We start from the raw sequence: 26,127 nt of genomic DNA, 5'->3' as shown, positions 1-26,127 counted from the left end.
CGGACAAGCCGCCACCCGCGCGGGGGTTCCGGATTCAGGCCCGCTCGTCCACCCGCACGCCGGTCTCCTCGGCTACCTCGATCTGGCGCACGGCCACCCGTTGACGCATTCCACGGCTCGCCAGCAGCATCTCGAACCCGAAGACCATCAGGGCGCTCAGGGTGCAGAGGATGGCGAGGCCGAACAGCACGAACAGGATGTCGGCGACGGTGGCGTCCCGCAGGGCCCCGACGAACAGCGTGAGGACCGCTCCGCAGGTGGCGACCCCGCCCAGCGCCCCGAGGATCACGGCGGCGTCGAGGGCGAGGGAGCGCCGGCGGAGCGCGTTCATGCGCCGCGCCAGGCGGACCTGGTCGAGGCCGGAGGCGCCATCGATCGCCTGCGAGAGGCGCTCCGCCTGATCGGCCACCCGGGCGAGGCGGGTGCCGAAGACGTTGAGGAGCGTCGCGATGCCCGAGAGGAGGAAGACGGGCGTCAGGGCGATTTGAATGATGTGAGCCGTGCTGTCGAGGGACGAGGCGACGGAGTTGTCGAACATGAAGGGGTGATCGCGACCGGGACGGAACCCTGGCGCAACGTTCGAGGACGCGGGCGGTTCGGGGCCGCCGAGTCAGATCAGACCGGCATCGGCACGGCCGTCGGGACCGGTCTGGGCCTCAATGGAGACCAGCGTGCCGAGTCCGATGATGAGTGCGACGGCGGCACCCAGCGAAAGCGTGAAGGCAAGGAGGATCATGCCCCCGGTTTCGTCGATCGCCCTTAAGGTTCGGTGATGCCCCGGCCGCCGCTCCGTCCCGAAATCGGGCGCAGCGGGCTCGCACCGGGTCCAGATTCCGAGGATCCCGTCGCGCCCGGGAGTCCGATCAATTCTTCAAGGCGGCCGGAAATTCTTGCGCCCACGCCCGCACCTCTGGGCCGAGGCGCGGGCGTGGGCCGGAATCGCTCCCCCACACGACGTCTAAGCCGGGTTTGGGCCGGGGGTGGGTGCCGGAGCACGGGCTGGCACCGTGCCACCAAAAATCCTCTAACCAACTGTAACTCTATAGCTTTCCGCGCAGCTCTACGAGCCGCCAGGCCGGTGGCTCCCTTCGCCTTCATGCCAAAGTACAGGTCGATGACGATGAAGTTCTCGTCCAAGTCGAGGCCATCTCACTTCGCCCTGGGGCGGCCTCGACCGGAGACGAGCCTCCGCGCCTGTGGATGACGAGCGCGCCAAGGGCGGTTTTCCCTTGGAACGCTCGCGGCACCGCTTAGTTGTTGCAGCTATGCGCTGCGAGGCCACCGGCCGTGGGCGTACCGGCGCTCACCGTCGACATCCGGAGGAACACCCCATGGCAAAGAGCACCACCAAGACCGCCGAGAAGGCCGCCCCCAAGGCTGCCCCGAAGGACGCCGAGAAGCCCGCCGCCAAGGGCAAGAAGGTCGCCGCACCGAAAGGTGATGGCGCCAAGCCGAACGCCCTGCAGCAGCCGCTGAAGCCGTCCTCCGAGCTCGCCGCCGTCGTTGGCGACGCCGCCCTGCCCCGTGGCGAGGTGGTCAGCAAGGTCTGGGAATACATCAAGAAGCACAACCTGCAGAATCCCGAGAACAAGCGCGAGATCCTCGCCGACGACAAGCTGAAGAAGGTCTTCGGCAAGGACAAGTGCACCATGTTCGAGATGAACAAGCACTTGGCCGCGCACCTCAAGTCGGCCTGAGCCCAGCCGTTTGAAGCAACACCCCGGATCGGCGTCGGGGAGGGGCTGCCCCCTCCCCTGGCCGACCGGTTCTCGTGGCCCGAGGGCGACCTGATCAGCCCCGCGTGCCCACCCGGCGCCTCCGCCGCTCGACCTTGCGGGTTGCCGTCTCCCGAAGATGGTGCTCGATCGCCCCGTTGGCGCGTGCCCGCATCGTGCGCATAGCCTCGGCATCGTCGAAGGTCTCGGGAAAGCGCCGGGACAGCCAGAGATAGGCGCTGGCGAGCTTCACCGTCCGCTCCTGGTAGTCCAGTTCGCCCGCGAGGTTCGCCCGGAGAGCGGGCACCGTCGTGCCCGCCGCGCGGGCTTGGGTCCAGCGCTCCAGCAGGCCGAGGGAGACCGGGTCGCGCCGGTCCACCGGGCAGACCGAGAACGCGAACTTCTCGGCGATGGGCAACCGCGCCTTGTCCACCACGCGGGCGATCTCCAGGATCTCCTCCAGGGCGGAAGGCTGGAACGGCGAGCCCGCGTAGAAGGTGGCGCGGGCGAAATGCGCCAGTACCTCGCGCAGGCTGTCGGTGTGCATCTCCTCGGCCACGGAATTGATCGCGATGAGGTCGGGGCGCACGTAGAAGCGCGTGTCGGCGGCCGGCGCCGTGGGGGCCCCGGCCAGCGCCGCCCGGATCGGCTCCAGCCCGGTCTCGTCAACGGCGGCGACGTAACCCTCGTCCTGATGCCCGAACCGGCCCGCGCGGCCGGCGATCTGGCGAATCTCCGAATTGGTCAACCCCCGCTCGCCGACCCCGTCCCACTTGCGCACCGCCGAGAAGACGATCCGCTTCAGCGGACCGAGGTTGAGGCCCATGCCGATGGCATCGGTGGTGACGAGGACGTCGGCCTCGCCGGTCCGGAAGCGCGCGGCCTCCGCGCGCCGCACCTCGGGCGAGAGTGCTCCGTAGATCGTCGCCACCCGGTGCCCCGCTGCCACCAGGATCTCGCGGTTCTCGTGGACGGCCCGGCGCGAGAAGGCCACCACCGCGTCGCCCGGCATCACCTTCTCCAGGGGAACGGGCGTCTCCTGCAGCACCAGCGGCGTCTTGCGGACGAAGGCGATCACTTCGAGGGACTCGTTGGCGGCCTCCGCGGCGCGGCGCACGGCGGCCAGCGCATCGTCGGAGCCGCAGACCACCACGGTGCGGGCGGCGACCCCGAACAGGGCGTTGGTCCAGGCCCAGCCCCGATCGGGATCGGCGATCATCTGGATCTCGTCGATCACCGCGACGTCGACGGGCCGCGTGAGGTCGGCGGTCTCGATGGTGCGGGCGGTGTGAGTCGGGTTGAGGTCGCCCAGCGTCTCCTCGCCCGTTACCATGCCGGCACGCAGGCCGCGCTCGGCCAGGGCCTCGTAGTTCTCCAGCGCGAGGAGACGCAGGGGCGCGAGGTAGGTACCGGTCTCAGCCGCCCGCAGCATCTCCAGGGCCGCGTAGGTCTTGCCGGAATTGGTCGGCCCCATGTGGAAGATGATGCGCCGGCCGAGGCGCCGGGCCGCGGTGAACTTCTCGATATAGGCGCCGAAGCCGACCTGGTCGCGCAGGCGGCGCAGGCGGGAATCCTCCCGTGCCACGGTGCGGGCGCGGGCGCGCACGCCCTTCAGGGTGTCGGTGAGCGATTGGTTCAGGTTCGGCGAGAGGAGGAAGGCGCGCGAACGCAGCGAACGGTCGAGGTGGTCGATATAGGTGGCGGCATCGGCGCCGACCTCGTGCAGGTCCTCGGCGACCTGCTCGCGCAGGCGCTCCACGGCGCGGCGCAGGGACTTCGCAGTCCGCAGCCCGGCCTCGGCGACGGCGGCACGCAGTTCCTCGAGGCGCCAGCTCGGATCGTTGCGATGGGCCATGCCGGAGAGGATGCCGGCGACACCCGTCTCCGGCTTCGCGTCGATCCGCAGGTCGAGGCGCCCGCCATCGAGGACTGGGATCAAGGTCCGGATGGTCCAGGCGATGCTGCCGTCCCGCATCACCGCGGCGCGCAGGCTGGGGATCGCCTTCCTCACGGCCGCAACTCCGCCCTCCGCGAAGGTGCGCCGCGCCTTCAGCTCCCGAAGGGCCTTGGCGACCACCGCGTCGTCGACGAGACCGCCATAGTCCGGCAGGCCGAGATGCAGCCGGAGGGCCTCCACCTCGACGCTCCGGGGCGGCAGGCCGAGGCGGACCGCCGCCTCCAGCAGGATCTCGTTGGTCGGTCGCGCACGCTTGCGGGCCATGGGCCTCTCGTTGGGGAGTCTCGATCCGCCGCGGACGGACGACCGGGCGGCGTCAGGGTGCGCGGGACGCAACCCAAAAAGCAACGGCTCCGATCAGCGCAAGGCCCTCCGTGCACCGCCCGGTCGGACTCCGGCCGCGCGCGGACCGACCTGACGTTCGGCCCTGGCGGCGAGCAGGTGGTCGGTCGCCTTTTTCGCGTTGAGGTTCTGCTGGAGCGCGCTGGCACACTCCTCCCGTCCCGGGCGCTTGGCCCGGGACGGGAGGAGTGCCGTAGCGGGCGATCTCGTCGTGCTCCACGGCCTGGGCCGAGGCCACGAGGACAGCGTCCCGCACAGCCTTGTGTCGACGATCTCGCCGTCCTCCGCGCCGGCCTTCTCAATGAGGCCGCTGATCGCCGGACAGGTCACCGCCTTGGGGCTGGGGCCGTGCATCTGGAAGACTTTCGCCAGTCGCTGGATCGGGTCCTCGGTCTGGCGCAGGTGGATCGCGAAGCGCTGCTTCAGTTCCGGATGCGTCCTCCTCGCGTTCATCTTGCGCAGCGCTTTCGTGATCCGGTGCTCCGCGTCGTAGATTTCGTGGAGCGTGGGGACGATGAGGTCGTCGCGGGTTTGATGTCGCGGGTGCCCACCCCCAGGGATGCCTCCGCTGGTGTCGTCGTGCAGAATCGAGGACCGACGGGAAATTCGGCTCCTCCTGCCGGTCGGCGTACCCCCGAGCCACCAGGGCCAGGGCCCGTGCATCGAGAGGCTAGTCTCGGGGTGCCTTGATGAAACGCGCATGATTCGAAAACACGTCGCTTGTGCTTCGTGCTCGCGAGGCAGAGCTTCGCACCAGCCCGATCTACAACTTAGGGCTGAAAACCGAACAACAGTCTGGGCCTTTTTGTAACAACAGCCACCATTTGTTTTTGCTTCGTTCTTGATGCAGGTTATTTAAGGCCCCGCTTCTCTCTTGCTAATTTGGATGCGGGTTGACCACGAAAGGGCTGCTTGGGCGGCGGATCGCCTTGCACGCTCGGCGGGTCGTCGGACCTTGCGCGTCCACACACGTCTGGAAAGCGATACGATGCACGAGAATTCCGCCGGACCGGCCGCATTCTGGGCCTCGGTGGCGAACGACGTCACGTCGCGGGTCGAGCCGGTGCTGGCCCGGGACGGCAAGGCCCGAGAGGGCGTGATCGAGTATCTGCGCGACCTCGAAGCGGTAGCCCTGCGCGACGGCAGCAGCCGCGAAGCCTTGCAGGTGATCGCTTCGGGCCGGCGCCTCCTCGGCGACCGGAGCGATACCCCGCCCGCCGAGATCGCCCGCGCGGTGCGGACAGCCTTGATCTGATCCCGAGCCGGACGCGAAATGCGTCCGGCTCGGGCTGATGCCCTCAACCGGCGATGTCCCTTACCCGGGAGGCGACCCCAGGGCCGCCCGCGTGAACGCATCGGCGCCGATCTCGTCGGTGCCGTTCATCCCGAGGCTCTCGATGAGCCGGCCGCGGGCGCGGCTGACACGGCTCTTCATGGTGCCCACGGCGACCCCGCAGATCTCCGCCGCCTCCTCGTAGGTGAAGCTCTGCGCACCGACGAGGACCAGGGCCTCGCGCTGGCTGAACGGCAACGCGTTCAAGGCCTCCTGGAACTCGCGCATCTCCACCCGGATCTCCTGCTCGGGCAGGCTGGTCAGACGCCCCGCCAGGGCACCGTCGGCGTCCTCCACCTCGCGCTTGCGCTTGCGCTGCTCGGAATAGAACAGGTTGCGCAGGATGGTGAACAGCCACGCCGTCAAGTTGGTGCCCCGGGTGAAACTGTCGGCCTTGGTCCAGGCCCGCACCAGGGTGTCCTGGACGAGGTCGTCGCTGCGGTCGAGATCGTAGGTCAGCGAGAACGCGAAGGCGCGCAGGGCCGGAATCGCACCGAGCAGGAGTTCACGCATCTCGGCATCGGCGCCCTGCGGCGTGCCGACCCGTTGGGGCATCGCGTTGGTCATCAGGATCCTCGCGTGGTGCTGCGGGCGGCCAGATCGGCGAGGAGGGCGTCGAAGCGGTCGGGGAGCGGCTGATTCAGCACCTCGGCATAGAGGAGGCGCAGGTTGCGTCCGATGCGCCGGCGCGCCTCCACCGTCATGCCGGCTTCGCCTTGGCGGGCCCAGGGTGATGGAGGCGGCGCGACGCCGGAAGTTCCGGCGCGCGCGGCCTCGGGCGCGCCCGCTTCGGAGCGGGCGACCGCCATCGTGGCCGTTGTTTCCGCGGCCCCGCGGGACGCCGCCATCGGCGCGACGAGGGAGAGATCGCCTGGATCTGTGCTGCGGTTCGGGTCGCTCGAATCAATGCTCATTGCTGCTCGTCGCTCGACGGCCGGGGCCGGAGAGTCCGGAGCGCCGTCATTTCGGCGGCCGTGCTACGGCTGCGCGATTTAACGACCTCTGAAAAAAGCATTCATCTGATCTTAAGCCGCCGAATGCAGGCGAAAGACCACGAGCATTAAATAGAAACAGTTAGAAACAAATGAGATACATCACCGAAGCGTCGCCGTTATGGTTCTATAGTCCCACAATCCTGTCGCCAAGCTGAACAATACGGTGACGGTGTTGAGCCTGGGCGTCCAAGCTCACCGTGCCATCCCGGACCGGGCCGGATACCGGCATGGCCCGGGGTTTGCGCCCGTCGCCGAACCCTCGTTCCAACCCTCCCCCGGAATCGGCCATGAGCCTCGACGTGCCCGACCTCGACCGTGTCGTTCGCGAGATCGCCGACGAGATGCGGGAGCGGCCGGACCGGGGCGAGGTGGCGACCTACATCCCCGAACTGGCGGGTGTCGATGCCAAGGCCTTCGGTCTCGTGGTGATCGATGCCGAGGGACGGATCGCGGCCGGCGGCGACAGCGACGAACCCTTCTCGATCCAGAGCATCTCCAAGGTCTTCACCCTGACCCTCGCCCTCGGCATGGCCGGCGACCGGCTCTGGCGCCGCGTCGGGCGGGAACCCTCGGGCAGCCCCTTCAACTCCATCGTCCAGCTGGAGCGCGAGCGCGGCATCCCGCGCAATCCGTTCATCAATGCCGGGGCGATCGCGGTCACGGACCTGATCCTGTCCGGCCACCAGCCCCGTGAGGCCATCGGCGAGATCCTGCGTTTCATGCAGTTCCTGGCGCAGGATTCCAGCATCGCCATCGACGAGGCGGTGGCCGCCTCCGAGCTGCGGACGGGCTTCCGCAACATGGCGCTCGCCCACTACATGAAGTCCTTCGGGGTGCTCGACAATCCAGTCGACTTCACCCTCGGCGTCTACTTCCACCACTGCGCCCTCAGCATGTCCTGCCGGCAGCTCGCCCAGGCGGGCCGCTTCCTCGCCCATTCGGGGCGCAACCCCCTGACGGGGTTGTCCGTGGTGTCGCCCGAGCGGGCACGGCGCATCAACGCGGTGATGCTCACCTGCGGACATTACGACGGCTCGGGGGAGTTCGCCTATCGGGTGGGTCTTCCGGGGAAGAGCGGCGTCGGCGGCGGCATCCTGGCGATCGCGCCGGGCAAGGCCTCGATCGCCGTCTGGTCGCCCGGCCTCGACGCCTCCGGCAATTCCCATCTTGGACGGATCGCCCTGGAGATGCTCACCCGGCGGCTGGGCTGGTCGATCTTCGGCGCTTGAAGGCGGGAGGACCGGCTCGCTCCGACCGACTTGCCATCCGAACAGGCAAAAAGAAGGGCCCGCCGCGCAGAACGCGGCGGACCCTGCCTAGGCTCGAAGCAAAATTGACGAATTGACGCCTAAAACCTAGGCAGCCGCCTGCTGACTCGTCGCGGTCGGAACCGAGGAGATCGTCTTCAGGATCTGCGAGGCGATCTGGTAGGGGTCCCCCTGGCTGTTGGGACGGCGATCTTCGAGGTAGCCCTTGTATTCGTTGTTCACGAAGCTGTGCGGCACGCGGATCGAGGCGCCCCGGTCGGCGACGCCGTAGCTGAACTGGTCGATCGCCGCCGTCTCGTGCTTGCCCGTCAGGCGCATGTGGTTGTCGGGGCCGTAGACGGCGATGTGGTCGTCGAGGTTCTCCTTGAAGGCTGCCATCAGGGCTTCGAAATACGCCTTGCCGCCCACCGTGCGCATGTGCTCGGTCGAGAAGTTGGCGTGCATGCCCGAGCCGTTCCAGTCCGTCGCGCCGAGCGGCTTGCAATGGTACTCGACGTCGATCTCGTAGGTCTCGCACAGACGCTGCAGCAGGTAGCGGGCGACCCACATCTCGTCGGCGGCCTTCTTGGAGCCCTTGCCGAAGATCTGGAACTCCCACTGGCCCTTGGCCACCTCGGCGTTGATGCCCTCGTGGTTGATGCCGGCATCGAGGCAGAGATCCAGGTGCTGCTCGACGATCTTGCGGGCGATGCTGCCGACTTCCTTGTAGCCGACGCCGCAGTAATACGGCCCCTGCGGAGCCGGATAGCCGGAGGCAGGGAAGCCGAGCGGACGGCCATCCTTGTAGAAGAAGTACTCCTGCTCGAAGCCGAACCAGGCGCCGTCGTCGTCGAGGATGGTGGCGCGCTTGTTGGAGGCGTGCGGGGTGACGCCATCCGGCATCATGACTTCGCACATCACCAGTACGCCGTTCTTGCGCGTGGAATCCGGGAAGTGGCGCACGGGCTTCAACATGCAATCGGAGCTGCCGCCTTCGGCCTGCATCGTCGAGCTGCCGTCGAAGCCCCAGAGCGGAAGCTGCTCAAGGGTCGGGAACGCGTCGAATTCCTTGATCTGGGTCTTACCGCGAAGGTTCGGCACCGGAGTGTAGCCGTCGAGCCATATATACTCGAGTTTGTATTTCGTCATTCCGAGCCTCTCGTCCTGAAGCGATGCGACATCCCAGGACACCTGACGGGATTCGCAGCCATTGCTGACTGAGGCGGCTTAAGCAATGTTTGCGCCAACCGGCACCGGTTCGGTGCTGCGGCATTTGGGCGGGTGAGGCTTGGCGTGAGACTTCGTTAACGGATCCGGACTAGCGCTGAGAGGATCAGGAGATCGCGATGCGCAGACGGGTAAGCGCCGCGCTTGCCGGCGTTGCCCTGATTGCCTTCGCGGCATCGGGGCTCGGATTACGCACCTCGGGTGCCGGCGAGCCGGAACAGGCGAATGTCAGCATGACGCAGGCCGAGCTGTCGGCGCTGCGCGAGGCTTATCGGCGCGTCGACGAGGCGGTCTACCCGGCCGACAATCCCTACAGCCCGGCCAAGGCCGCACTCGGCCAGCGCCTGTTCTTCGATACGCTCCTGTCGGGCGAGCGCACCATGAGCTGCGCCAGCTGCCACGTCCCGACTCAATCGTGGAGCGACGGCCGCCCGCGCGGCATCGGCGAGACCGGCGCGGCAATGAAAGTGCGCACGCCGACCCTGCTCGACGTGGCCCAGATCCCGATCCTCGGTTGGGACGGCAAATTCCGCGACCTCGAGAACGTCGCCTTCACGCCGATCACCAGCGCCAGCGCGATGAACCTGCCCGAGGCGACCTTGCTCGCACGGCTGAGAGCGGACCCCGGCTACGTCCGCGCCTTCGCGGCGGCGTTCCCCGAACGCGCCGCAGCGGACGGCTCGCGTGAGGCGATCAGTCGGCGGACCGTCGAGCTGGCGCTGGCGACCTTCCAGCGCTCCATCGTCTCCGGCGAGGCGCCGTTCGATCGCTGGGTCGCGGGCGACGTCCGCGCCATCGGCCCGAGTGCGAAGGCCGGGTTCGCGCTCTTCAACGGCAAGGCGCAATGCGCCGGCTGCCATTCGGGCTGGACCTTCACGGACGGATCCTTCCACGACATCGGCGTCGGCGCCGAGGCGGATGTGGGACGGGCCGCGTTCTTTCCGGATTCGGTTCAGCTCCGCTACGCGTTCAAGACCCCCACCTTGCGCGACGTCACCGAGCGCGGCCCCTACATGCACGACGGTTCGCTGGCCTCCCTGCGCGACGTCATCGATCTCTACGATCGCGGCGGGATCGACCGGCCCAGCCGATCGCCCGCGATCAAGCCGCTGGGGCTGACCGACGCCGAGAAGCGCGACCTGATCGCGTTCCTGAAGACCCTGAGCGCCGACGGCACGGCCAGCCTCGCGGTCCCGCCCCGCCTCAACTGAGGGATCGCCCTTCGTCAGGGGCGCTGTCGGGTCCCGTCAGCGGAAGAGCGGGAGAGCGGCCCCGAGGAGGCCGAGCCCGCCGAGGAGGAGGCGCCCGGACCAGCGTTCGAGAGCGTCGGCCCGACTCGGCGCGCGCGTCGCCGCGTAGGACAGGCCGGTCCCCACCATCAGGCTCGACAGGCTCAAGGTCGCGATCATCGGGCTCTTCAGGGTCGAGGGGGGCGATCCCCGGCTTAGCCCCGCGAGGGTTAGCGGACCATGTCCGGGCGCAGGCTTTCCGACAGCATCGTCATCGAAGCGTTACGGGATCCCCGTGCATCCGACCGGTCGGACGCGGATCACGGCCGATGCCGCCAAGCAACAGGTTAACCATTTGGAAAGGTCTATTAACAAGTTCCTTCCGCAAACCGGCGAAGGCGCGTAGTTTTCATCGCGCCGGCAGGCCCCCGCGCCGGTGTCGTGAATAGGGCTTCCCTCCATGTACCCCGGAAGACGTTGGCTGCCGCGCACCGCAGTCATGATGATGGCGGCTGTCCTCACGGTCGCAGGCTCCGACGCCGCGATGGCACACGTGAAATGGTTCTGCGCCTACGACCTGGTCGGGTCGCCTCGTGACCTCGGCGAGGTCCTGTGCTCGGAGTTCGAGAAGCTGGTCGGCCTCTCCGTGCTCGCCCTAATGGTGGGCGGTCTTCTCGAAGGTACGGTGCTGGGGGCAGCACTCACGCGATCCCTCGACCGGACCACGGCCTGGGCACGCGAGAACACCGAGCTCCTGTTCCGTGCGGTTCTGGGCGGCTTCTTCGTCGCGCTCTGGACCCTCGGCGGCGTCATTCTGACGCCCGAGCTGAAGACGACCAGCAGCGCGCTCCCATGGTTCCAGCTCGCCATCGCGGCCGGCTTCCTGTGGCGGCGGACCATGCCGTTCTCGGCCCTCGGCATCGTGGTCCTGTTCACGACCGCCCTGGTCCAGTACGGCGCCTTCCACCTCGCGGACTACCCGATCTTCCTCGGAGTCGCCGCTTACTGCGCGCTGACCGGCCTCGGCCGCTCCCTACCCGGCGGCCTCCGTCCCCTCGACATCGTGCGCTACACCGCCGCCATCACCCTGATGTGGGCTTCCGTCGAGAAGTGGGCCTATCCGCAATGGTCGTTCCCGCTCTTCATCGAGCATCCGGCGATGACGCTCGGGTTCACGGGCGAATACTTCATGAAGGCAGCCGGCGCGGTGGAATTCGCCCTGGCCTTCGCGCTGGTCTGCACCCCGCTGGTCCGCCGGGTCGCCGCGATCCTGCTGGCCGCCACCTTCATCTCGGCGATCTTCGAGTTCGGCAAGGTCGACGCCATCGGCCACGCGCCGATCATCGTCGCGATGGTGGCCCTCGCGGCCGACAACGCCGCATCGCCCTATCGCCTGCGTAACCTTGCCCTCACGCCCGTGGGCTATGGGGCGGCGCTGGCGGCCTTTCTCGGCCTCTACTACGGCGCCCACGCCGTGCTGCAGGGGTCGACCCTGCTCTGAGGGTCGTTCGCGCCTCGGGCGGGCGCGACGGGAAGCGCCGCGGGCGGCTCCGCCGGGAGCCCCGGCGGCGCTCGATTCGGAGACGGTCGATCGCCCCGGATGTCAGCGGCCGTCGACCCGTACGGTCAACTTCATCTTCGGATGGATCCCGCACAGGACGGCGAAGGTCCCAGCCACGTTGAAGACGACCTGGGTCCGGCTCCCGGGCCTCAGGTCTCCCGAATCGAACGTGAAGTTCGGCGCATCGATGTAGACGTGGTGAAGCAGGTCGCCGTCGTCGTTGACGATTTCCACGTTGGCACCGCGTGGAACCGTAAGGGCATTGGGTTGAAAGGCGCGCCCCTTCTGGGACACGTGCAGGCTGGGCGCACCGACGGTGGCCCAGGCAAGCCCGCCACTCATCGCACCAAGAAGCCCGAAGGCCAGGCAAGCAATTGTCGAGGGCCGCATCGGTTTTCCGTTCGTTCAACGACGATCAGGATCGAAACGAGCCGCGACCGAACCACGACGAGCAGTCTCGATGCTCAAGAGCCTTTCGACCTCCACAACCATAAAACGCCTGAGTGAAAGTCCGGTTAAGGGGATAAACTGCCGACCCGATCTCAAGATCGCCTTAACGTCTTTCGGTCATCCTGCTGCGATGATGGGACGGGACAAGGCTGGATGACATCGCCCGCAGACCCGATGACATCGCGGGCGCGTCCCGGCCGGCGGCTCGCGGAGGCCGTCGCCGCGATGCTCGGCACGATCCGGGGACGGATCGTGATCGCGTTCCTCGTGATGAGCGCCATCACGGGGGCGCTCGGGTTGTCGGCGGCGTCGAGCATCCGCCGCGCCGACGAACTGGTCAGCCAGACCTTCGACCGGTCGCTGATGTCCATCAATTATGCCCGGGCCGCCGCCACCGACTTCGCCGGGATGCGCACGGCCGAGGCGCGGCGCTGGATGGTCACCGATCCGGCGGCCCGCACCCGCCTCGACGAGCGCTTCGCCAGCCTGCAGCGCCTCCTCGCCGAGGACCTCGAGATCGCCGTGGAGCGCGCCCAATCCGAGCGTGCGACCCGCGCGGCGCAGGCGGCCGAGCGCGCGGTGTCCGCGTGGACGGAGGCCCGCGCCAGGATCACCGATTTCGGCCGGAGCGAGGCTGCCTATGCGGAGCTCGACCGCCACGCGGCGGTGGCGGAGGAAAACTTCGACCTGTTCATCAACTATACGGCCGGCGACGGCTTCATCTATCGGCAGCAGGCCCGCGCCATCGTGGCCCGTGAGACCCGGCTCAACCTCCTGGGCACCCTGATCGCCGTGCTGCTTTCCGGGACCGTCGCCTTCTGCCTGGCGCGCCGCATCATGGGGCCGCTCGCCGATGCTTCGCAGGTCGCCACCCGCATCGCGGGCGGCGACCTCAGCGGCACGATGCCGGCCGGAGGGGCCGATGAGGTCGGTACGCTTCTGTCGGCCATGGGCACCATGCGCGACAACATCCGCCGTGCGATGGAGAAGGAGGTCGCACAGCGGATTTCCGCCGAGGACCGCCTCGCCGATGCCCTGGAGACCTCCCGGGAGGGGATCGTGGTCGTCGACGAGGCCGGGCGGATCAGCCTCACCAACAGCCAGGCGGAGGACTACCTCGGCTTCGCCGCCGGGACCCGGCCCGCGGGCCGCACGATCGCCGGCCTCACGGCGGGTGAAGCCGGTCCGGGTAGCCTCGCCCAGGCGCTCCTTGCCACGACCGACGAGCGCAGCGAGCTGCGCCTCGGCGATGGCCGTTGGCTTCGAATTAGCCGGAGCGCCACGCGCACGGGCGGCTTCATCGCGGTCTGCAGCGACATCACGCTCCTGAAGGAGCAGGAAGCCATCCTCCAGGCCACCAACCTGCGCCTCGACACCGCCCTCGACAACATGTCCCAGGGCCTCTGCCTCTTCGACGCCGACGGCCGCCTCACCGTCGTGAACCGGCGCTACTGCGAGATCTTCAGCCTCGAGCCCGGGCAGCTTCCCCTCGGTCTGCCCTATCGCGACGTCGCGGGGCTCAGCGCCGCGCGCGGGGACTACCCGCAGCCCGAGCCCGATGCCTTCGCCCTGGCCCAGGCCGAGACCGCCAGCGGCGGCGCAGTCGATTCCGACTTCCTCCACCTCGGCGACGGGCGCGTGGTCGCGGTCTCGCACAAGGCGGTGCGCGGGGGCGGCCTCGTGGCGACCTACGAGGACGTCACCGAGCGCCGCGAAGCGGATGCGCGCATCGCCTTCATGGCCCGGCACGACGTGCTCACGGGCCTGCCGAACCGGGCGATGTTCGGCGAGCGGATCGAGGAAGCGGTCGCCCACCTTGGACGCGGCAGCCCGTTCGCGGTGCTCTGCCTCGACCTCGACCGCTTCAAGGAAGTCAACGACACGCTTGGCCACCCGGTGGGCGATGCCTTGCTGCGGGCGGTCGCCGACCGCCTGCGTGCCTGCGTGCGCGAGGTCGACACCGTGGCCCGCCTCGGGGGCGACGAGTTCGCGATCATCCTGTCACAGGCCGAGCAGCCCCGGGACGCCGCCGTGCTCGCCCGGCGGATCGTCGAGGTGGTCAGCGCGCCCTACGACCTCGACGGCCACCGTGCGAGCGTCGGCGTCAGCATCGGCATCTGCTTCGCGCCCGGCGACGGCACCACCTGCGACAAGCTCCTCAAGAATGCCGACGTCGCGCTCTACCGCGCCAAGGCGGATGGGCGCGGGACCTGGCGCTTCTTCGAGGCGGAGATGGATGTCAGCCTCCAGGCCCGCCGGGCCCTCGAACTCGACCTGCGCGAGGCCCTGGCGCGCAAGGAGTTCGAGCTGCACTACCAGCCGATCTACGACTTCCGCGCCCGGCGCATCGGCGGCTTCGAGGCCCTGGTGCGCTGGCGCCACCCCGTGCGCGGCCTCGTTCCGCCGGGCGACTTCATCGCGGTCGCCGAGGAGATCGGTCTCATCGTGCCGCTGGGCGCCTGGTGCCTCACCACCGCCTGCACAGAGGCGATGCGCTGGCCCGACGGCATCAAGGTCGCCGTCAACGTCTCGGCGGTGCAGTTCCGCGACGAGGTCATCGTCGAGGCCGTCCGCCAAGCCCTAGCGCAGAGCCGGCTGCCGCCGGGGCGGCTCGAGCTCGAGATCACCGAATCGGTGCTCCTCAAGGACAACCTCGCCACCCTGGCGACGCTCTACGCCCTGCGCCGCCTCGGAGTCCGGATCGCCATGGACGATTTCGGCACCGGCTACTCGTCCTTGAGCTACCTGCGAAGTTTCCCCTTCGACAAGATCAAGATCGACCAGTCCTTCGTCCGCGACATCACCAACAAGACCGATTCCGGCCTCATCGTCCGGGCCGTGATCGGCCTCGGTCTCAGCCTTGGGATGCGCACCACCGCCGAGGGGATCGAGACGGAGGCGCAGTTCGATCGCCTGCGCAGCGAGGGCTGCGACGAGGGCCAGGGCTACTTCTTCGCCAAGCCGAGTCCGGCCTCCGAAGTCCCCAGGGCGATCGAACGCTGGTCGCGCGGGAACAGCGACGCTGCCCGGGCGGTGGCCTGACGGCGCCCCGCTTGGCGCGGCCGCCAGGACCCGCGCCCGGCGACCGAGCCCCGGCGACGGTCCGGGATCAGTCGACGACCTTGAGGTCGTCCACGGCGACGTCGCCGTTCTGGCTCGTGAAGGTCGGCGAGCGTCCGTTCGACTGCGAGACGCCGCTGATCCGGTGATCGCCGCTGTCATAGGTCGTCCGCTTGCCGTCCCGCTCGATCAGCAGGCGGTGCTTGTCGGGAAAGAACGCGTAGCGCATGTCGTTCTGGCCGCCGCTGGTGGAGGGCTGCCCCAGTTCCTGCGGCCACCACGGGTCGGATCCCTTCATCGGCTCCATGGGCTTCATGGGTTCCATGGGCTTCATCGGCTTCATCGGTTCCATCTCGGGCCGTCTCGCTGTCGTGAGGGGAAGGGACGTCATGTGTCGTGAAGGCACGGCTACGCCCGAGACCCGCGAAGGTTGCGCGCCGGCAGCGGGAAATCGGGTTTGCGCGCCGCGCATGCCGGTCCGCGTCCGACCTATCCCCTCCCCGCCCAGACCCTTCCGGACCTTGGCCGCCATTGAATTCGCCGGGGCGCGACGGCATATCGCGCTCGCTTCATCCTTTCTTCGACATCAGGAGGCGGTCCCTTGAGCGACACCGTGGAACGGCACGAATTCGGTGCCGAGGTCGGGCGTCTGTTGGACCTCGTGGTCCATGCCCTCTATTCCGACCGGGAGATCTTCCTGCGCGAGTTGGTGGCCAACGCCGCCGACGCCATGGACCGGCGCCGCTTCGAGGCGCTGACCGATCAGGCCTCCGCGCTGCCCGCCGACGCCAAGGTCCGCATCGCGCCGGACAAGGCGGCCCGCACCCTGACCATCACCGATGCCGGCATCGGCATGACGAAGTCGGAGCTGGCCCAGAACCTCGGCACCATCGCCCGCTCGGGCACCCGCGCCTTCAGCCAGACCCTCAGCGACGCCAGGCCCGAGGACAAGCCGAGCCTCATCGGCCAGTTCGGCGTCGGCTTCTACTCGGCCTTCATGGTCGCCGACCGGGTCACCGTCACCTCGCGCCGGGCCGGCTCCGAGGAGGCCTGGACCTGGGCGTCCGAGGGCCAGGGCAGCTACACCCTGGAGCCCGCCACCCGGGCGGAGCCCGGCACCGACATCGTCCTGCACCTCAAGGAGGATGCCGACGAGTACCTGGAGAGCTACCGGCTCGACCACGTCGTGCGCAAATGGGCCGACCACATCACCGTGCCGATCGCGATCCGCGGCGAGGACGGCAAGGAGGAGAACGCCAACCAGGGCACGGCCCTGTGGCGTAAGGCGAAGTCCGAGGTGACGCCGGAGCAGTACACCGAGTTCTACCGCCATGTCGGCATGAACTTCGACGAGCCCTGGGCGACCCTGCACTGGCGCGCAGAAGGGGCGCTGGAATTCTCCGCGCTGCTGTTCGTGCCCGGCATGAAGCCGTTCCAGGCGGTGGAGGGCGAGCGCGCCAGCAAGGTGCGCCTGCACGTCCGTCGCATGTTCATCACCGACGAGGCGGAGCTCCTCCCCTCCTGGCTGCGCTTCGTGCAGGGCGTGGTCGACACCGAGGACCTGCCCCTCAACGTCTCCCGCGAGATGCTGCAGGCGACCCCGGTGCTCACCAAGATCCGCCGCGCTGTCACCGGCCGCGTCCTCTCCGAGCTCACCACCCGGGCCAAGGACGCCGAGGGCTACCGCCCGTTCTGGGAGAATTTCGGACCCGTCCTCAAGGAGGGCATCTACGAGGATCACGAGCGGCGGCCCGAGATCGCGCCGCTCTTGCGCTTCCACTCCTCCGCCGTCGAGGGTTGGACCTCCCTGCCCGAGTACGTTTCGCGGATGAAGGACGGTCAGGAGGCGATCTACTATCTCGTCGCCGATGATGCCGACGCCCTGAAGCGCTCGCCCCAGCTCGAGGGTTTCCGCGCCCGCGGCATCGAGGTGCTGCTGCTCTCCGACCACGTCGACGCCTTCTGGCCCGAGGCCCTGGCCCGCTTCGACGACAAGCCCCTGCGCTCGGTTACGCAAGGGGCCGTCGACCTCTCGAAGTTCGCGGGCGAAACGCCCGAGGGCGAAGAAGCTCCGGCCTCCGTCGAGGCCCTGGTCGCGGCGCTCAAGGACGCGCTCGGCCCCGACGTCTCCGACGTGCGCGCCACCGACCGCCTGGTCGAGAGCGCCGTGGTGCTCTCCGCCTCCGGCCATGGCCCGGACCTGCAGATGCAGCGGCTCCTGCGCCGGGCCGGCCGGGGCGGCGGCGGTATGCCGGTCCTGGAGATCAATCCGCGCCATCCCCTGATCCGCGCACTCAGCGCCAAGGTCGAGGCGCAAGAGGCGATCACCGACGCGGCCGGGACCCTCCTCGACCTCGCCCGGGTGCAGGACGGCGACACGCCGCGGGATCCCGTCGCCTTCGCGCAGAAGATGGCGGCAGCCCTGGCGGCAGCCCTGGCGGCAGCCCTGGCGGCGGCCTGAGTCCGGCCTCCGCTCGACGAGGCGGGTCCGGCGGGCCGTCTTCGCCGGACCCGCCTGGCCTGACGGGCGATCGGACTTCGGGAGCACGGGTTCCGAAAGGGCTTGGCGCAGGCCGTGTCCGACGCTAAGGGCCGCTCCGGAGACACGAAGGCCGCCGCACTCGTGCAGGGACGAGCGACAGCCCCGACACGTGCCGATCCGACCGTCGGAGACTTCTGCGGTCTGGACCGGAACGGCCCACCGGCCCGATGGACGGCCCCTGGCGTGCCGGGGCCGTGGGTCGTCGGACGGCGACGGCGCGGACGCGCGGCAGATTGGCCACGGACGCCGGAGGCGGCAGGCGCTAGAAACGCCGCCGATGGATCTCCGCCCCTATCAGCGCGCCAGCCTCGACGCCCTCTATGCTTCCTGGGCACGACAGGAGGGCCCGGGCCTCATCGTCCTGCCGACCGGTGCCGGCAAGTCGCTGGTGATCGCCGCCCTGGTGCGAGAGATGCTCGATCGCGATCCCCGCCATCGCATCGTCGTCGTCACCCACAGCCGCGAACTCATCGCACAGAACCACCGCGAACTCCTGGCGCTCTGGCCGGAGGCACCGGCGGGTATCTATTCCGCCGGCCTCGGTCGCCGCGAGGCCGGCGCACAGGTGCTGTTCTGCGGCATCCAGTCGATCTGGAACCGGACCCGCGACCTCGACGCGTTCGACCTCGTGGTCGTGGACGAAGCCCATCTCATCCCCCGCGACGCCGAGACCCGCTACGGCCGCTTCCTGGCCGCCCTGCGCGCCGAGCGCCGCGACCTGCGCGTCGTCGGCCTGACGGCCACGCCCTACCGCCTCGACAGCGGGCGCCTCGACGCGGGCCCCGGCCGGTTGTTCGAAGCCATCGTCTACGAGGCGAATGTCGGCGACCTGATCCACCAGGGCTACCTCGCGCCGCTCATCTCCAAGGCCACCGCCACGACCCTCGACGTCACGGGGGTGCCGCGGCGCGGGGGCGACTACATCCCAAGCGCCCTCGAGGCCGCCGTCAACCAGGACTGGATCACCCGCGCGGCGGTGGAGGAGATGGTCGGCTACGGGCAGGGCCGCCGGGCCTGGCTCGCCTTCTGCGCCGGCGTCGCCCACGCCACGGCGGTGCGCGACGCGATCCGGGCCGAGGGCCACAGCTGCGAGACCCTCTCGGGCGAGACGCCCAGGCGGGCGCGGGACCGCATCGTCCGGGCGTTCCGCGAGGGCCGGATCCGCTGCCTGACCTCGGTCGGCGTCCTCGCCACCGGCTTCAACGTGCCCCAGGTCGACCTCGTCGCCCTGCTGCGCCCGACCCAGAGCACCGGGCTCTACGTGCAGCAGGTCGGTCGTGCCCTGCGCCGGGCCCCGGACAAGGCGGACGCCCTGATCCTCGACTATGCCGGCCTCGTCCGCATGCACGGTCCGGTCGACATCGTCACCGCGCGCAGCGCCGCCGCGATCCGGGGACGCGAGGGCGAGATCCGGGCGAAGCCCTGCCCCGGCTGCGGCGCGCTGATCGCGCTCAACGCCAGCACCTGTGAGGCCTGCTGGGTCGAGCCCGAGGCGGAGCGGGACGACCCGGGCCACGAGGCCTCCGCCGACGACGCCCATCTGATCCTCTCCCGGCCGATGCCCGTCCGCGCAGGATCGGCTTGGCAGGGCGTCGCCGGCTGGACCTTCGCCACCCGCGCCCGTTCCGGTTCGGCGGAAGACCTCGCGATCACGTTTCACCTCTGCGATGGCCGGCACCACCGGATCGTGGTCGGCCTCGCGCAGGTCGGTTACCCGCGCGAGAAGGCGGTCCAGTGGTGGCGCCAGCTCGGCGGCGGCCGCGACGTCCCGATGACGGCCGTCGAAGCCATGGCGGCGCAGGACCGTCTCACCCGCCCGGAGGCCATCGACATCCGCGCGCAGGGGCGCCTGACGGAGACCATCCGCTACCGTTTCCCGGACGGCCGCATCTTCGCCGATACCCGCCGCCTCGACGATCGCGCCGCCTGACATCCGCCGATCCGGCACCGTCCCCCCCCACTCGGGCTTGCGCCGGGCCAACGGCACTGGTAGCGCAAGAACGCACGCCGGTTTAGCTCAGCTGGTAGAGCAACCGCCTTGTAAGCGGTAGGTCGCGAGTTCAAGTCCCGCAACCGGCACCATACGTTCTCGCTCCGCGCGGGCCTCGATCATGAAATTTTCGGATCGGTCCGCACGGATTTTCCAAGGCCGTGGTCACCTTGGGGGTACATGGCAGGTCCGTGTGCGATCAGCCGCGGACTGAATTTTTGACTGGGCTACAGAAAGATCGCCTCATCGCCGCGTTATCCTGCGATGAGGCATGATCTCATCCCGGGACCGCACACCTCGCATTCGCTTGAGCGTCGATCTGAATGGCTCCCTGTGAGACAAACTGGCGATGCTTCGCGATGCGAGAAAGATATTCGTCAGCAAGACTCGGCGACAACCGGACGTATTTCGTACCGGACCTATCCTTCATACGCACCCAGCCGTTCGCGATTGCGCCGCTTCGAGCATCTTCGCTGGTGACACCGAAGACGGAGGCCATTTCATCATAGGTTAGCCAGATTTGCGCCATGGCTTGCGTCCCAATCAAGTCATCCACCGAGGAGATTGGGTTAGAGCATGCAATTCATAAGGCTGGGTGTACATTTGTGGTGAATCGTACGGACGGGCTTCACGTGAAAGGGAGAACCGCTTCGTCGCCAGGCGTTCGATCGGCCGTACGCTGCCGACGCGGACCATTAACATCGACCGCGAGCAACACGCCGATTTCCGCTTGGTCGCGACCAGCCCTTGGCTGGTCACTCTGCACGATCAAGAGGCCCGCCTCGCGTTCAATTCGAGGCGGTAGACGGGCCGCTGAACAGTTTTGCCGAATCAACTTGAAGCCGGACCTCGATCACATCGCCGGGCTCGAGAGGTGTATCTTCGTTGGCACGCTGTGGGAACGTGGAAGCTCCGACCTTGCGGAAAATCGTGATGCTCTGCGGCGAGCCGCCGCCGCCAGCAAGCTGGGAGCGTAGCGCCGTGATGTAGCTGATCTTATCCCAGACGGCATCAATCCGCGAATTCGTCTTTCTCAGGTCCGAACTTGTGTCCGAGAGATCGGTCATCATCTCGGCCAGATGGTCGTTCTTGGTACGCTGAAGATCGGTCTCGGCTGTTACACGTTCCTTCTTCGCGACTTCGATGTTTGCCGAGACCTGCAGCATGCGGGATGCAGAGAGCAAGGCTAGGCGCCGAGCATCGGAAACGCGCGTCAAGGGAACGGAACCGCGCCGATAGAGCTCTGCGATACGCTCAGCATCCTCCGCATCGCTCTTGCTCCCGTCTTCCTCCGATTTGATCTGATTTTCCAACACACGCATGCGCTCGATGGCATTCGCAATATTCTTCTCAAATCCTTTGTAGACCTCTCGATAACCTGCCTGCTTGGCAGCGAGCCGGTCGATCTCGCTCTTGCGAATTCCTTTCTCAACAGCTTCAACGAGCGGATTGCGGCCGACTGGTATCGGCTCCGCTTCTCTCGGTCGCCCAAGAGCATCGCGATAAAAGTCGATGCGACCACCCAGACGCACGCGGTCCAGCCAAAGTTTTCGATACTCGTCGAGCGAGTCGAGGGACGACAGCGGTGAGCTTTCAATTCTGGATCGCACGATGTCGTACCCGCCGGAACGGGCCACAGCTTGGCGAACTGTCATTCCTGGGCGAAACGCCTGCTCGCTCGGTTGAGCCACATCACCTTTCAGATAGACCGGCCTGTATTCGACTATTGAGATCGACACTTCGTCCGGCGCGATTACGGTCACGGCCTCGCGCCCATCGGGCAGACGCTGATTGTAGGATTTAGCGGAAATCAGAGAACGAAGTCGGTCAAGGAGCTCAACGAGGGTCAGTCCCTCGGCGTGAGTCTGACCGATGAGAGGCATCGAGATGTTGCCGTCGGGATCCACGGTCTCGCGTCGCTGAAGGCTGATGCCATAGACATTAAGTTCGAGGACATCTCCAGCGGCGATTCGATAGTCGGCGAACGCTGTAGATGTCCCGCCCAAGGTTCCAATGGCAATAATTGGTCCGGCCAAAGCGGCTCGGAAATTGGCTGCCTTCAACGCCCACCGCATCGACATCCGCCCTCCTGCGAAGCTTGCTGATACCTGATCTCGCACCGCACCGCACCATACAGTTGTCGAGGGCAAATCCTATGCTACCCATCGGCGCAGTCGAAGATAGCGAATTTTGCGTCGCAATCATGGCGTTGGGACCGCAGCCTTCGAAGATGCTCCATCAAACGATCGCATTTTTGAGAAAAACATAGACGTCGCACACGCCAACGCAAGACTGATGAAGAAAACACTTGGAACACATCGCAGCTCGGCTGGCTTTGGACCGGGCTGATGGAGAGGATCGGCCAGGACCAGAGGAATCGGGAATGAAGCGAGGACATAGGCCGCGCTCGGAGCAGGCCTTGCTGATGCTGCGCCAGATCGAGGTTCAGACGGCGCAAGGCAAGAGCGTCGCCGTCGCGTGTTCAACGAGGCGGACATCTCCGAGCGAAGCTTCGACCGCTGGCGCAGGAAGTCTGGCGGTCCGAAGGTCGATCAGGACAGAAAGATGAAAGGTCCGGAGCACGAGGACGCCCGGCTTCGTCGTCTGGTGCCCGATTCATCATTGCAGAGGCAGGTGCTGGCGGACGTCGCCTCGGAAGTCAGTCCCACACGACGATTGTGCGCTCCAAGCCTCCTATCGTTGAGGTACACCTTCGCGAGTCTCGATCCTCGGACGCTGAGAGGTTCCGAACGTGCGGCGCGCCGAGGTATCAGGTGCCTGTTGAATGAGATTTGGTGCCCCTGGCGGGGCATTGTAGATCGGGCTCGATTGACAGCCTGCCCGCACGGGATCTCCGGCGATACAGGGAGAGCTGCCGCCCAAAGGGCGCCGCCCTTCAGCATTGGCAACCCCTTGGACTATCGATGGCATCGACAGGAAGAGCACGATCCTCATCACTGCGCGGCACCAGAACGCAGACCGAAAGAGCCGTCCGGTTTGCCCGCTCGAGCGACCCAACCCGACCTTGGACGTTCTTAGCATCTTCGGGAACATCATGTATTGAGTCTCCATATCCGCAATTATAGCCGACCGCCTCGGGCCGTGCGAGGTCCTTTGCCAGGAGGTCCCCTGCCGGCCGTCATTCAGCCCGTCCCTGTCCTTGGCTATCGTACGAGGCGGCCGGTCTGGTCTTCCTGTGCGAGTTTGAGGAGGTTCTGGCCGTAGGCGGTCTTGGCGAAGAGCTTGCCGCGGGCGATGAGTTGCTCCTTGCCGATGAAGCCCTGCAGGTAGGCGATCTCTTCCAGGCAGGCCACCACGAACTCGGCCGCCTCCAGCAGGCTGTCGTGGGTGCCCGTGTCGAGCCAGGCATAGCCCCGGCTCATGCGCTCCACGTGCAGCTGCCCGCGCTCGAGATAGGCCTCGTTGACGCTGGTGATCTCGAGCTCGCCCCGGGCCGAGGGCGTCACCGCCGCGGCRATGTCGAGGACCTGGTTGTCGTAGAAGTACAGCCCCGTCACCGCCCAGGGGCTCTCGGGCGTGACTGGCTTCTCGACGAGGCGCAGGGGCCGCCCGTCCGGGCCGAGGGTGACCACGCCGTAGGCCGAGGGATCGTCGACGTGGTAGGCRAACACCGTGGCGCCGCTCGCGCGCGCCCGGGCCTTGCGCAGCATCTCGCTCATGCCCGAGCCGAAGAACAGGTTGTCGCCCAGCACCAGGGCCACGCTGTCCGCGCCCACGAACTCGCGCCCGATCAGGAAGGCCTGGGCCAGGCCTTCCGGCCGGGGCTGGATCGCGTAGCTGAAGGACAGCCCGAACTGCTCGCCGGTGCCGAACAGGCGCTGGTAGTTGTCCAGGTGCTCGGGGCTGGAGATGATCAGGATCTCGCGGATGCCCGCCAGCATCAGCACCGAGACCGGGTAGTAGATCATCGGCTTGTCGTAGACCGGCAGCAGCTGCTTGTTGATCGACAGCGTGGCCGGGTGCAGGCGCGTGCCCGTGCCGCCGGCCAGAACGATCCCCTTCATGCCTGTGTCTCCGTCGTTGTCCGTTCAGGGCCGACCAGCCGGTCGAGGATGTCGTCGAGGGCCTCGGCCCAGGGGCGCGGCCTCAGGCCGTAGGCGGCCGTCAGGCTCGCGGTCGACAGCACCGAATGGGCCGGGCGCCGCGCCGGGGTCGGGAAGGCGCTGGTGGGAATGGCGTCCACCGGCACGGAACGGCCGCCGCGCCGGGCCGCGCCTGCCACGATGGCGCGGGCAAAGCCGCACCAGGTGGTGGCGCCCGCATTGACGAAGTGGTGCGTGCCGGTGGGGGCGGTGGGATCGCGCGCCAGCGCCTGGGCGATCGCCGCCAGGCCCGCGGCGAGGTCGCCCGCGCTGGTCGGGTTGCCGTGCTGGTCGTCGACCACGCTGAGGCGTTCGCGCTCGTTCGACAGGCGCAGCATCGTCTTGACGAAGTTGCCCCGGTGCGGGCTCACCACCCAGGCGGTGCGGAGGATGGCGTGGCGGGGGTTGGCGCTGCGCACCGCGATCTCGCCGGCCGCCTTGCTGGCGCCGTAGACGCTCCGCGGGTCGACCGGCGTGTCGGGGGTGCAGGGGGCCTCTGTGCGACCGTCGAAGACGTAGTCGGTGGAGACGTGGACGAGGGGGATGCCGGCCCGGGCGGTGGCGGCGGCCAGGAGCGCCGGCGCCACCGCGTTCAGGGCCCAGGCCGCGGCGATCTCGCTCTCGGCCCGGTCCACGGCGGTGTAGGCGGCCGCGTTGACCACCGCCGCGTAGGGGCGCGCGCTCAGGGCGGCGTCGATCGCGGCGGCGTCCGTGACGTCGAGCGCCGTGCGGGTCGGGGCGTGCAGGCGGGTGCCCGCCTCCCAGAGCGCCGGGTTCTGCAGCTCGGTGCCGACCTGGCCGGCACCACCGAGGATGAGGATGTCGCGCATCTCGGGCATCGGCTCAGGCGCTCGGGGCGGGGGCGGCGCCCTGGCCGAGGCCGAGGCGCTCGCCGGTGTAGCGGCCCTCGCGGATCGGGCGCCACCAGGCCTCGTTGGCGAGGTACCAGCGCACGGTCTCCTCCAGGGCCCGCTCGAAGTCCTGGGTCGGATGCCAGCCGAGCTCGGCCTCGGCCTTGGACGGGTCGATGGCGTAGCGCCGGTCGTGGCCGGGCCGGTCGGCCACGGAGGTGATCAGCCGGTCGTGGGGGGCCTGCTCCGGGCGCAGGCGGTCGAAGGCGGCGCAGAGCGCCCTGACCACGGCCAGGTTGTTGCGCACCGCGCGCCCGCCCAGCAGGTAGGTCTCGCCGACCCGCCCCCGCTCCAGCACCGCCACGAGGCCGCGGGCATGATCCTCTACGTGGATCCAGTCGCGCTCGTTCAGGCCGTCGCCGTAGACGGGCAGCGGCCTGCCCTCCAGCGCGTTGAGGATCATCAGCGGGATGAGCTTCTCGGGGAAGTGGCGCGGGCCGTAGTTGTTCGAGCAGTTCGTCACCAGCACGGGCAGGCCATAGGTCTCGTGCCAGGCGCGGGCCAGGTGGTCGGAAGCGGCCTTCGAGGCCGAGTAGGGCGAGCGCGGGTCGTAGCGGCTCGCTTCCGTGAAGAAGCCATGACCTGGGTGCCGACCACGTTGGTGCGGATGAAGGCACCCGGATCGGTGATCGAGCGGTCGACATGGCTCTCGGCGGCCAGGTGCATCACCGCCTYGGGCCGGAAGTCGGCGTAGAGGGCGTGCACGGCTTTCGGGTCGCAGATGTCGGCCTCGACGAGCCGGTGGCGCGGGTTGCCCGCYAGCGGCTGGAGCGAGATCGGGTTGGCCGCGTAGGTCAGCGCGTCGAGCGTCGCCACGTCGTGCCCGAGCTCCTGCACCAGGTGCAGCACCAGGGCCGATCCAATGAAGCCGCAGCCGCCCGTCACCAAGATGCGCATGGGATGAAAGGTCTCTCGTGAGGCTGGATCGGGTGGACGATCCGGCGATGGGGTGATGCGGCGGGACCGGCGCCGGCCGGGCCGTCCGCCGCAAGAGCTTCAGAAAAGCGGCGGAAGATCGGCCAGGCGCGGGGCGATCCGGTCCTTGGCCGAGAGCTGGGCCTCGGCCTCGCTCACCGGCCAGGCGATGCCGAGCGCCGGATCGTTCCAGAGCAGGCCGCCATCGTGCTCGGGGCTGTAGACCCCGCCGGCGACCTTGTAGGCCACCATCGTGTCGGGTTCCAGGGTGCAGAAGCCGTGCCCGAAGCCGACCGGGATGTAGAGCTGCTCGCCGGCTTGCGCGTCGAGGCGTACGGCCACGTGCCGGCCGTAGGTGGGCGAGGCGCGCCGCAGGTCGACGGCGACATCCAGGATGGCACCCGCGAGCACCCGGATGAGCTTCGCCTGGGCCATGGGAGGGCGCTGGAAGTGCAGGCCCCGCACCGTGCCGCGCGGGGCAGTGTAGGAGATGCTGGACTGCGCGAAGGCGCCGATGAGGCCCCGCGCGGCGAAGTCCTCCGCGCAGGCG

The 26,127-nt window shown here is 68.2% G+C and carries 21 protein-coding genes, 1 tRNA gene and 3 pseudogenes; 10 read left to right on the top strand and 15 right to left on the bottom strand.

The window, feature by feature from the left end:
• Nucleotides 1–34: 34 nt before the first annotated feature.
• Together ASG51_RS12335 and ASG51_RS25360 are read right to left on the bottom strand one after the other, a co-directional pair.
• A complete protein-coding gene (locus ASG51_RS12335) occupies nt 35–538 on the bottom strand; it encodes a DUF2721 domain-containing protein (RefSeq protein WP_056381134.1) in 504 nt (167 codons plus the stop codon).
• 72 nt (nt 539–610) lie between these two features.
• The gene (locus tag ASG51_RS25360) at nt 611–736 is read right to left on the bottom strand and encodes a hypothetical protein (protein WP_277996211.1); all 126 of its coding nucleotides are present in this window, start codon (nt 734–736) and stop codon (nt 611–613) included.
• A gap of 595 nt (nt 737–1,331) precedes the next feature.
• Between ASG51_RS25360 and ASG51_RS12330 the strand changes: the two genes are divergently transcribed.
• A complete protein-coding gene (locus ASG51_RS12330; protein WP_055947098.1) occupies nt 1,332–1,697 on the top strand; it encodes an SWIB/MDM2 domain-containing protein in 366 nt (121 codons plus the stop codon).
• A gap of 94 nt (nt 1,698–1,791) precedes the next feature.
• On the opposite strand, the gene ASG51_RS12325 is transcribed toward ASG51_RS12330, so the two are convergent.
• Both ASG51_RS12325 and ASG51_RS12320 read right to left on the bottom strand, forming a co-directional pair.
• Entirely contained in the window at nt 1,792–3,936 is a 2,145-nt protein-coding gene (locus ASG51_RS12325) for a helicase-related protein (RefSeq protein WP_056381132.1), read from the bottom strand.
• 93 nt (nt 3,937–4,029) lie between these two features.
• A pseudogene (locus ASG51_RS12320) lies at nt 4,030–4,571 on the bottom strand (DUF892 family protein).
• Nucleotides 4,572–5,002: 431 nt separating this feature from the next.
• On the opposite strand from ASG51_RS12320, the gene ASG51_RS12315 reads away from it, so the two are divergent.
• The gene (locus ASG51_RS12315) at nt 5,003–5,269 is read left to right on the top strand and encodes a hypothetical protein (protein WP_056216044.1); all 267 of its coding nucleotides are present in this window, start codon (nt 5,003–5,005) and stop codon (nt 5,267–5,269) included.
• Nucleotides 5,270–5,329: 60 nt separating this feature from the next.
• On the opposite strand, the gene ASG51_RS12310 is transcribed toward ASG51_RS12315, so the two are convergent.
• Both ASG51_RS12310 and ASG51_RS12305 read right to left on the bottom strand, forming a co-directional pair.
• Nucleotides 5,330–5,914: a sigma-70 family RNA polymerase sigma factor gene (locus ASG51_RS12310; RefSeq protein WP_056216046.1), complete on the bottom strand. Its 585-nt coding sequence runs from the start codon at nt 5,912–5,914 to the stop codon at nt 5,330–5,332.
• Nucleotides 5,914–6,261 carry a NepR family anti-sigma factor gene (locus ASG51_RS12305; protein WP_056216049.1) on the bottom strand — a complete coding sequence of 116 codons (348 nt, stop codon included), beginning with the start codon at nt 6,259–6,261 and terminating at the stop codon, nt 5,914–5,916. Before ASG51_RS12305 ends, ASG51_RS12310 begins: the two co-directional genes overlap by 1 nt.
• Before the next feature lie 368 nt (nt 6,262–6,629).
• Between ASG51_RS12305 and ASG51_RS12300 the strand changes: the two genes are divergently transcribed.
• Nucleotides 6,630–7,571, top strand: coding sequence for a glutaminase (locus ASG51_RS12300; RefSeq protein WP_200927248.1), 942 nt, complete (start codon nt 6,630–6,632; stop codon nt 7,569–7,571).
• Nucleotides 7,572–7,697: 126 nt separating this feature from the next.
• Here the strand turns inward: ASG51_RS12300 and ASG51_RS12295 are convergent, their stop codons facing one another.
• Nucleotides 7,698–8,738 (bottom strand): glutamine synthetase beta-grasp domain-containing protein, encoded by a 1,041-nt coding sequence (locus ASG51_RS12295; protein ID WP_056216051.1) that lies wholly within the window; start codon nt 8,736–8,738, stop codon nt 7,698–7,700.
• A 311-nt stretch (nt 8,739–9,049) separates the two neighbouring features.
• On the opposite strand from ASG51_RS12295, the gene ASG51_RS12290 reads away from it, so the two are divergent.
• Nucleotides 9,050–10,027, top strand: coding sequence for a cytochrome c peroxidase (locus ASG51_RS12290; protein WP_156389718.1), 978 nt, complete (start codon nt 9,050–9,052; stop codon nt 10,025–10,027).
• Nucleotides 10,028–10,063: 36 nt separating this feature from the next.
• On the opposite strand, the gene ASG51_RS24640 is transcribed toward ASG51_RS12290, so the two are convergent.
• The gene (locus ASG51_RS24640) at nt 10,064–10,225 is read right to left on the bottom strand and encodes a hypothetical protein (RefSeq protein ID WP_200927249.1); all 162 of its coding nucleotides are present in this window, start codon (nt 10,223–10,225) and stop codon (nt 10,064–10,066) included.
• Nucleotides 10,226–10,544: 319 nt separating this feature from the next.
• On the opposite strand from ASG51_RS24640, the gene ASG51_RS12285 reads away from it, so the two are divergent.
• Entirely contained in the window at nt 10,545–11,546 is a 1,002-nt protein-coding gene (locus tag ASG51_RS12285) for a hypothetical protein (protein WP_056277148.1), read from the top strand.
• Between the two features lie 102 nt (nt 11,547–11,648).
• On the opposite strand, the gene ASG51_RS12280 is transcribed toward ASG51_RS12285, so the two are convergent.
• Nucleotides 11,649–11,996: a cupredoxin domain-containing protein gene (locus ASG51_RS12280; protein ID WP_082513998.1), complete on the bottom strand. Its 348-nt coding sequence runs from the start codon at nt 11,994–11,996 to the stop codon at nt 11,649–11,651.
• Nucleotides 11,997–12,209: 213 nt separating this feature from the next.
• Here ASG51_RS12280 and ASG51_RS12275 point away from each other — a divergent pair, with 213 nt between their 5' ends.
• On the top strand, nt 12,210–15,098 hold the full coding sequence (locus tag ASG51_RS12275; RefSeq protein ID WP_056381127.1) for an EAL domain-containing protein: 2,889 nt from the start codon (nt 12,210–12,212) through the stop codon (nt 15,096–15,098).
• A 67-nt stretch (nt 15,099–15,165) separates the two neighbouring features.
• Here the strand turns inward: ASG51_RS12275 and ASG51_RS12270 are convergent, their stop codons facing one another.
• Nucleotides 15,166–15,468, bottom strand: coding sequence for a hypothetical protein (locus ASG51_RS12270; RefSeq protein ID WP_056381125.1), 303 nt, complete (start codon nt 15,466–15,468; stop codon nt 15,166–15,168).
• A 249-nt stretch (nt 15,469–15,717) separates the two neighbouring features.
• Here ASG51_RS12270 and htpG point away from each other — a divergent pair, with 249 nt between their 5' ends.
• The 3 genes from htpG (at nt 15,718) to ASG51_RS12255 (ending at nt 19,740) form a co-directional block, all read left to right on the top strand.
• Nucleotides 15,718–17,577: a molecular chaperone HtpG gene (gene htpG, locus ASG51_RS12265; RefSeq protein WP_056381123.1), complete on the top strand. Its 1,860-nt coding sequence runs from the start codon at nt 15,718–15,720 to the stop codon at nt 17,575–17,577.
• Between the two features lie 358 nt (nt 17,578–17,935).
• Entirely contained in the window at nt 17,936–19,588 is a 1,653-nt protein-coding gene (locus ASG51_RS12260; RefSeq protein WP_056381121.1) for a DEAD/DEAH box helicase, read from the top strand.
• A 76-nt stretch (nt 19,589–19,664) separates the two neighbouring features.
• Nucleotides 19,665–19,740, top strand: a tRNA-Thr gene (locus ASG51_RS12255).
• Between the two features lie 696 nt (nt 19,741–20,436).
• On the opposite strand, the gene ASG51_RS23465 is transcribed toward ASG51_RS12255, so the two are convergent.
• Nucleotides 20,437–21,729 carry a polysaccharide biosynthesis/export family protein gene (locus ASG51_RS23465; protein ID WP_082501460.1) on the bottom strand — a complete coding sequence of 431 codons (1,293 nt, stop codon included), beginning with the start codon at nt 21,727–21,729 and terminating at the stop codon, nt 20,437–20,439.
• Nucleotides 21,730–22,031: 302 nt separating this feature from the next.
• On the opposite strand from ASG51_RS23465, the pseudogene ASG51_RS25065 reads away from it, so the two are divergent.
• Nucleotides 22,032–22,324 (top strand): annotated as a pseudogene (locus ASG51_RS25065) (transposase); the annotation flags it as partial.
• 488 nt (nt 22,325–22,812) lie between these two features.
• Here the strand turns inward: ASG51_RS25065 and rfbA are convergent.
• The 4 genes and pseudogenes from rfbA to rfbC all read right to left on the bottom strand — a co-directional run.
• Entirely contained in the window at nt 22,813–23,673 is an 861-nt protein-coding gene (gene rfbA, locus ASG51_RS12245) for a glucose-1-phosphate thymidylyltransferase RfbA (RefSeq protein WP_056381120.1), read from the bottom strand.
• Complete coding sequence (rfbD, locus tag ASG51_RS12240; protein WP_056381564.1) at nt 23,670–24,581, bottom strand: dTDP-4-dehydrorhamnose reductase; 912 nt, start codon at nt 24,579–24,581, stop codon at nt 23,670–23,672. Before rfbD ends, rfbA begins: the two co-directional genes overlap by 4 nt.
• A gap of 13 nt (nt 24,582–24,594) precedes the next feature.
• Nucleotides 24,595–25,559 (bottom strand): annotated as a pseudogene (locus ASG51_RS12235) (dTDP-glucose 4,6-dehydratase).
• A 99-nt stretch (nt 25,560–25,658) separates the two neighbouring features.
• The coding region (rfbC, locus tag ASG51_RS12230; protein WP_056381118.1) for a dTDP-4-dehydrorhamnose 3,5-epimerase at nt 25,659–26,127 on the bottom strand (469 nt) is incomplete at its 5' end.

It is taken from the genome of Methylobacterium sp. Leaf465, from assembly GCF_001424705.1.
Classification (GTDB): Bacteria; Pseudomonadota; Alphaproteobacteria; order Rhizobiales; family Beijerinckiaceae; genus Methylobacterium.
The sequence above is the reverse complement of the archived record's forward strand: the minus strand, read 5'-3'. Positions and strand labels throughout refer to the sequence as shown.